Source organism: bacterium (assembly GCA_030654305.1).
In the GTDB taxonomy this organism is placed as follows: Bacteria; Krumholzibacteriota; Krumholzibacteriia; order LZORAL124-64-63; family LZORAL124-64-63; genus PNOJ01.
In genome coordinates, this window is record JAURXS010000420.1 from 1 (window position 1) to 6,919 (window position 6,919).

7 protein-coding genes are annotated in these 6,919 nt (G+C 72.7%); 1 reads left to right on the top strand and 6 read right to left on the bottom strand.

Going from position 1 to position 6,919, the window contains the following annotated elements:
• The 4 genes from Q7W29_12210 to hemC form a co-directional block, all read right to left on the bottom strand.
• A partial coding sequence (locus Q7W29_12210) for an aminotransferase class III-fold pyridoxal phosphate-dependent enzyme (protein ID MDO9172580.1) occupies positions 1 to 469 on the bottom strand: 469 nt, incomplete at its 3' end.
• Positions 466 to 1,440, bottom strand: a complete 975-nt coding sequence (hemB, locus tag Q7W29_12215) for a porphobilinogen synthase (protein ID MDO9172581.1) — start codon at positions 1,438 to 1,440, stop codon at positions 466 to 468. The genes Q7W29_12210 and hemB, both read right to left, overlap by 4 nt.
• Entirely contained in the window at positions 1,437 to 2,165 is a 729-nt protein-coding gene (locus Q7W29_12220; GenBank protein MDO9172582.1) for a uroporphyrinogen-III synthase, read from the bottom strand. The genes hemB and Q7W29_12220 overlap by 4 nt, the downstream gene beginning before the upstream one ends.
• The gene (gene hemC, locus Q7W29_12225; GenBank protein ID MDO9172583.1) at positions 2,162 to 3,103 is read right to left on the bottom strand and encodes a hydroxymethylbilane synthase; all 942 of its coding nucleotides are present in this window, start codon (positions 3,101 to 3,103) and stop codon (positions 2,162 to 2,164) included. Before hemC ends, Q7W29_12220 begins: the two co-directional genes overlap by 4 nt.
• Positions 3,104 to 3,325: 222 nt before the next feature.
• Here hemC and Q7W29_12230 point away from each other — a divergent pair, with 222 nt between their 5' ends.
• Positions 3,326 to 5,083, top strand: a complete 1,758-nt coding sequence (locus Q7W29_12230) for a C10 family peptidase (GenBank protein MDO9172584.1) — start codon at positions 3,326 to 3,328, stop codon at positions 5,081 to 5,083.
• Here the strand turns inward: Q7W29_12230 and Q7W29_12235 are convergent.
• A complete protein-coding gene (locus Q7W29_12235) occupies positions 5,080 to 5,769 on the bottom strand; it encodes a response regulator transcription factor (GenBank protein MDO9172585.1) in 690 nt (229 codons plus the stop codon). The genes Q7W29_12230 and Q7W29_12235 overlap by 4 nt on opposite strands.
• Positions 5,766 to 6,872 (bottom strand): HAMP domain-containing sensor histidine kinase, encoded by a 1,107-nt coding sequence (locus Q7W29_12240; GenBank protein ID MDO9172586.1) that lies wholly within the window; start codon positions 6,870 to 6,872, stop codon positions 5,766 to 5,768. The genes Q7W29_12235 and Q7W29_12240 overlap by 4 nt, the downstream gene beginning before the upstream one ends.
• Positions 6,873 to 6,919: the final 47 nt, after the last annotated feature.

Below are 6,919 nucleotides of genomic sequence, written 5' to 3' on the forward strand. Positions count from 1 at the left end.
GCGCACCCGAGCCGGCCTTCTCCAGGAAGCTGTCGCCGTGGCCGTGGTAGCAGCCCTCGAACTTCACCAGGCGGGTGCGGCCGGTGGCGCCGCGCGCCAGGCGGATGGCCGACAGCGTGGCCTCGGTGCCCGAGTTCACCATGCGCATCATTTCCATGGACGGCACGAGGCGGCGCACGGTTTCGGCCATCGTCACTTCCAGCGCATTGGGCACGCCGAAGCTCAGGCCGTCCACCATCGTGCGCGACACCGCCTCGAGCACCGCGGGGTGCGCGTGGCCGGCGATCATCGGGCCCCAGCTGCCGATGTAGTCCACGTAGCGGTTGCCGTCCACGTCGATCAGGTAGGCGCCTTCGGCGCGCTTGGCGAAGAAGGGCTCGCCGCCGACCGACTTGAAGGCGCGCACCGGCGAGTTGACGCCGCCGGGCAGCGCCTCCCGCGCGCGCTCCCACCAGGAGGCGTTGCTCATCGGATCCACCCCCCGCGCAGGGCGTCGCGGCCGTGGTAGGTGATGATCAGGTCGGCGCCGGCGCGGCGCATGCCCAGCAGGTTCTCCATGACGACGGCGCGCTCGTCGGCGAAGCCGGCCTTCACGGCGGCCTTCACCATCGAGTACTCGCCGCTGACGTTGTAGCAGACCACCGGGCAGAGCGCCTGCTCGCGCACGCGGCGCACGATGTCCAGGTAGGCCAGCGCCGGCTTGACCATGACCATGTCGGCGCCCTCCTCCATGTCGAGCAGCGCCTCGAGCAGGGCCTCGCGGCCGTTGCGCGAGTCCATCTGGTAGGTCTTGCGGTCGCCGCGCGGCGCGCTGTCGCAGGCATCGCGGAAGGGGCCGTAGTAGGCGCTGGCGAACTTGGCCGAGTAGGCCAGGATCGAGGTGTTGACGAAGCCCTCGTCGTCGAGCAGGTCGCGGATGGCGCCGACGCGGCCGTCCATCATGTCGCTGGGGCTGACGATGTCGGCGCCGGCCTTCGCGTGGGCCAGGGCCATGCGCGCCAGCTGGTCGGCGCTGGCGTCGTTGACCACGACGCCGTCCTCGAGGAAGCCGCAGTGGCCGTGGCTCGTGTAGGCGCACAGGCAGACGTCGGTCACCAGCACGACGTCGCGGCCGAAGCGGTCGCGCAGGGCCTTCAGGGCCTGCGGCACCAGGCCGTCCTTGGCCACGGCCGCGGTGCCGTGGTCGTCCTTGTGCTCGGGGATCCCGAACAGCAGGTGCGAGCGCAGCCCGAGCTCGACGTCGGCCGCCACCTCCTCGACCAGCTTGTCGACCGAGACGTGCGTGACGCCGGGCATGCTCGAGATCTCGTCGACGTGGCCGCGGCCTTCGACCACGAAGTGCGGGGTGATCAGGTGGCGGGCCGCGATGTCGGTCTCGGCCACGAGCTCCCTCATCAGCGGCGTCGTGCGCAGGCGGCGGGGGCGGTGCAGCAGGTTCATGACGGCATCTCCCGGAATGAAGGGTCCGTGACGGGGCCCAGGCCGCAGGCCCGGGCCATGGCTGACAGGTCGGGCGCGTCGGCGACCAGGGGGTCGAAGCCGGCGGCGCGGGCCGCGGCGGCCGTGGTCTCCCCGATCGCCACGCAGGGCGGGCGCAGCGCGTAGGCCGCGGCGAAGGCGCCCACGGCCGACGGGCTCGCGAAGAAGACGAGGTCGCCCTCTTCGAAGGGGTGCCGGGGCAGATCCCCGGCGGGGACAGGTTCGGTGCGGTACAGGGGCAGCTCGACGACCGTGCAGCCGGCGGCGCGCAGGGCGGCGGCCGGTTCGGAGAGGCGGTGGTCGGGACCCGGCAGCAGCACGCGGGCGGGCGCCGCGCCGGCGGCGACGAAGGCGCGGGCCAGTTCGGCGCCGTCGCGGCAGCGCGCGCCCAGATCGTCGCGCCAGCCGCGGTCGGCCAGGGCGGCGGCGGTGCCGCCGCCGAGGGCGCCGACCCTGGCGGAGCCGGGGGACAGGCCGGCGTCCGCGAAGGCGTGCACGCCCTGGGGCGACGTGAACAGGATCCAGTCGAAGGCGGCGGGGTCGACGTCGGCCGGCGGCGGCAGGGGCGAGTAGCGCAGCAGGGGAAGTTCCAGCACCGTGGCGCCGGCGGCCGCGAGGGCGTCCCGCCAGGGGCGGCACTGGGCCGCTTCCCGGGTCAGGACGATGCGCCGCGGTCGGGCGTTCATGCCGGCTTCCCTTCGCGGTCCCTGATCCGGCGCAGGGCCTCGTCGCCCAGAGCCTCGGGATCGGGGCCGTCCAGCCGCAGGTGCAGCGGCGCGCCGACGCCGTCGCGCGGGCTCCAGAAGGCGCTCAGCCGGAAGCCGTCGCCGAGCCGGCGCACGTTCACGCCGAAGGGCAGCTGGCAGCCGCCGTCGAGGCGCTCGAGCAGCGCGCGCTCCACCGCGACGGCGCGGCCGTCCGGTTCGCAGTGCAGGCGGTGCACGAGATCGCGCACGCGCGGTTCGTCGCGGCACTGCAGGGCGAGCATGCCCTGCGCGGGGGCGGGCACGAAGTCGTCCACTTCCAGCGGCAGCACGCAGAGGTCGCCCAGGTCGAGCTCCAGGCGCAGCACGCCCGCGCGCGCCAGCAGGATCGCGTCGTACTGACCTTCGCGCAGCTTGCGCACGCGCGTGGGCACGTTGCCGCGCAGGTCGGCGATCACGAGGTCGGGGCGCAGGTCGTGCAGCTGCGCCTGGCGGCGGGCCGCGCTGGTGCCCATCCGCGCGCCGTCCGGCAGCGGGAGCAGCTCGCCGGCGGCCAGCCGATCCCGGTCCACGCTGCCCGGCCGCACCAGCAGGGCTTCGCGCGGATCCTCGCGGCCGACCAGTGCGGCCAGCACCAGTCCCGCCGGCATCCCGGTCGCGAGGTCCTTCATCGAGTGCACGGCCAGGTCGACGCGGCCGTCGAGCTGGGCGTCCTCGAGCTCCTTCGTGAAGAAGCCCTTGCCCTCGAGCTGGGACAGGGGCACGTCGTCGATGCGGTCGCCCTGCGTCTTGATGATGGTCAGGGACGTCCGCGCGCCGAGGGCGCCGAGCAGGCCCTGGACGTGATGGGCCTGCCACAGGGCCAGCTCGCTGCCGCGGGTGCCGATGCGGATGATGTCGGTGCCGTCGCCAGGATTCACGTCGCCTCCTCGCCGATCGCCGGAATGCCGCCGCCGCGGCCCAATCTAGGAATTGCCTGTTCGATTTGTGTCACGGAGACGTCACGTCCGTGGAAAAAACCACACGCTTGGCGTCCCGGAAGTGCTATGATCACAGGCAAGTATAAGACCGACCGCGGTCTGAGTCGATCGCCCACACCGCCGCCGGGCCCGCCCCCCGAGGCCGAGCGGCAACGGATGCGCATGTCGGTTCGCCTGCCGGTGCGACTGTTCCTGCCGTTTTTGGCGCTGCTCGCGGGCGCCGCCGTCGCCGCGCCCGTCTCCCAAGACACCGCCCGCCAGGTCGCCCGCAACTGGGTCTGCGACGTCGCCCACCGCGGTGGAGGGTGGGCCGGCGCCTCGCGGCCGACGCTGGTGGACGAGGGGGCGCTGGCCGCGGGCGACACGGTCCTGGCCTGGATCTTCCGGGTCGCGCCGCGGGGTTACGTCGCGGTTTCCGGCCGCCTCGAGCTGACGCCCGTGGTCGCATCCAGCGAGACCGCACACCTGCCTTCGCGGGAGCCGGGGGGCTTCTTCGACCTGCTCGCCGACGTGATGGCGGGGCGCGTGCGCCAGGTCGCCGCCGACGCCGACGCGGGGCGCCACCGGCCGCCCCACCCCGCCTGGAAGCGCTACCACACGAACGACGAGACGTTCCAGGCCAAGCTGCTGCTCGAACCAGCCGACGTGCTCGGCGCCGGGCCCCTGCTCGAAACGACGTGGCACCAGGGCTGGCCCTACAACATCCTGTGCCCGCCGGGCGACGGCGCGCGCACCTTCGTCGGCTGCACGCCCCTGGCCGCGGCCCAGCTGCTGGCCTACCACCACTGGCCGCTGAGGGGCGAGGGGCGGGTCGCCTACTGGTGGGCGGGGGACGACGGTTGCGGGCACACGACGCCCGGCGACACCCTGCGGGCCGATTATTTCGACCCCTACGACTGGTCCCTGATGCCGCACGTCGTGGATGCCGAGTCCTCGGAAAGCGAGCGCGCCGCGACGGCCGAGCTGTGCTACGAGGTCGCCCTGGCCTGCCGCACGGACTTCAGCGTCTGCGGCTCGTCGGCCTCCCTGGCGATGGCCCGCTCGGCGCTGGTCAACAACTACCGCTTCCTGGCGACCGCGCGCGAAGTGGTCCGGTTCCGCTACACCGATGCGGTCTGGTTCGGCATGATCCAGACCGAGATCGGCGCCGGCCGGCCGCTGCTCTACAGTTCGATCGTCCACACCATGGTCTGCGACGGCTGGCGCGAACTGGGCGGCGTGCGGCAGGTCCACATCAACTACGGCTGGGCCGGGGACAGCGACAACTGGTTCGCCCTGGACGACATCGAGACCTCTGCCAATCCGGCCGCCGAGCGCATGATCATCGGGCTCGCGCCCGACACCGAACCGCCCGCGGTGGTGTCGCGGTTGCTGGCGACGCTGAGGCCCGACCAGCTCGTCGACATCTTCTGGCGGGTCGAGGGCGTGCTCGACGCGGCCGGCTTCTACGTCTGGCGCGGCGTCTCGGCCGCCGACCGCATCCGGCTGAACGACGAGCGGTTGACCTCGCAGGCCGAGTACACCTGGGTGGACACCCAGCCGGGCGCCGTCGGGGAGGCGTACTGGCTGCAGGAGGTCGTGGTCGGCGGACCGGAGCTGTGGATCGGCCCGGCGTACCTGCCGCCCGCGCCCTTCATCGACACTCCCGACATCGAGATGACCCTGCAGCCCAACCCAGCCAACCCCCGGGTCGGGGTGTCGTTCCGCTTGGCCGCCGGCGGGCGCGTCCGGGCGGAGGTCTTCGACCTCGCGGGGCGGCGGCGGGCCGTGCTGCTGGACGGGGAACTGCCGGCCGGAGAGCACCGCGTCGAGTGGGATGGCCGCGACGGCGGCGGACGGGTCGCGCCGTCGGGGCTCTACCTGTTGCGCCTGGAGGCGGGCGGTTCGCGGAGCGTGCGGCGCTTCACGCTCGCGCGCTAGCGGGCCAGCCGGTAGCCCGTGCCGTGCACGGTGAGGATGTGCGCCGGGCTGGCGGGGTCGGTCTCGATGATCTTGCGCAGGTTCAGGATGAAGTTGTCGACCGTGCGCGTGGTCGGGTAGGCGTCGTAGCCCCAGATGCGGTCCAGGATCGTGCGGCGGGCCACCGGTTCGCCGTCCTTCTCGGCGAGCACGCGCAGGATCATGGCCTCCTTGTCCTTCAGCGCGTGGACGCCGCGGGGGTTGGTGACGGTCAGCGAGCGCAGGTCGACGACCGAGTCCCCGATCTCCAACGTGTCCGGCGCCGAGGTCTCGCGGCGCCACTCCTCGCGCCGGAAGATGCCCTTGATGCGCGCCAGCAGCTCGCGCAGGTTGAACGGCTTGGTGATGTAGTCGTCGCCGCCCATCTCCAGGCCGCGCACGCGGTCGTCGTCGCGGCCCCGCGCGGTCAGGAACAGGACCGGCACGCGGTCGCCCTCCTCGCGGATCTTTTTGCAGAACGCGAAGCCGTCCATGCCCGGCAGCATCACGTCCAGCAGCACGAGGTCCACGCCGCCGCGCTTCCAGTAGTGCAGCCCCTCCTCCGCCGAGACGGCCACGACCGGCTCGTAGCCCTCCAGCTCCAGGTTCAGCCGCATGCCGTCGGCCAGGTGCTCGTCGTCCTCCACCACCAGGATGCGCCGTTTCATCGCGACCCCTCCTCGAAGACGGGCAGCACCAGGGTGAACGCCGCCCCGCGCCCCTCTTCGCTCTCCAGCACCACGCGGCCGCCCAGGCTCTCGACGTTGCGCTGGACCAGGTACAGGCCGAGTCCCGAGCCGCGCGGCCGTTCGTTCAGGGATCCGGCGCCGGCCTCGGCCCGGTAGAAGCTCTCGAAGACGCGCCGCTGCTCCCGCCGCGGGATGCCGGGCCCGCGGTCGCGCACGGTCAGGCGGTGCCGGTCGCCGTCCCGGTACAGCGTCACGGAGACCTGCGCCGGCGGCGGGCTGTAGTGGACCGCGTTGTGGACGAGGTTGCGCACCGCCACGCGCAGCGCCTGGCGGTCGCCGATCACGAGGTGACCGTCGGGGACGTCCACCTCCAGGCGGGCCCCGCGGTCCACGAGGAACGCGCCCATCGTCTCCAGGACGTCGCGGGTCACGTCCGCGAGGTCGATCGTCTCGCGCACGCCGCGCAGGTGGTCCTCGTCGCGGCTCACCGACAGGACCTGCTCGACCATCGCCTCGAGCCGCTCGACGTCCTGGAGCATCGCGCCGCGGATGCGCAGGCCGGCGTCCGGCGGCAGATCGGGGCGCTGGAGGGTCTCGGTGTACAGGCGGATGCTCGCCAGCGGCGTCTTGAACTCGTGCGTCGCCCCGGCCAGGAACAGCTCGCGCGCGCGCTTGAAGTCGCGCTCCCGCCGCGAGGCCAGGGTCAGGATGGTCGTGCCCGCGGCCAGCAGCAGCAGGAACACCACGCCCTCGGTCATGAACATGCGCCGGCGCCGCGCGGCCTCCTTCTGGACGTTGGCGACCGCCACGGGATCGATCCCCACCTCCCAGCCCTGGTCCGTCTTGTGGAAGTGGAGGTGGGGGAAGGCCTTGCCGAGCATGGCGGTCGGGTCGTCCCGCACCTCGGGCACCGTCTCGAGGATGTAGACCGCGTGCATCTGGTCGGTGCGGTAGCGCTGGAGTTGGAAGCTCTCGTAGTGATGGCCCTCGCGGGTCAGGTAGTAGACCCACCACGCCCCGATCACGACGATCAGCGCCACGAGGATGCCGTACATCAGGCCCAGATGTCGGTGCAGCCGCACGCAGGTACTCCTCGTCGACGGGCTTGCCGGGGCGGGCGGCCGCAATA

What these genes read in the sequence shown, in the direction of transcription:
- Q7W29_12230 (MDO9172584.1), top strand. Translation starts at nt 3,326, where the DNA reads ATGTCGGTTCGCCTGCCGGTGCGACTGTTCCTGCCGTTTTTGGCGCTG.
- Q7W29_12235 (MDO9172585.1), bottom strand. Translation starts at nt 5,769, where the DNA reads ATGAAACGGCGCATCCTGGTGGTGGAGGACGACGAGCACCTGGCCGAC.
- Q7W29_12220 (MDO9172582.1), bottom strand. Translation starts at nt 2,165, where the DNA reads ATGAACGCCCGACCGCGGCGCATCGTCCTGACCCGGGAAGCGGCCCAG.
- hemB (MDO9172581.1), bottom strand. Translation starts at nt 1,440, where the DNA reads ATGAACCTGCTGCACCGCCCCCGCCGCCTGCGCACGACGCCGCTGATG.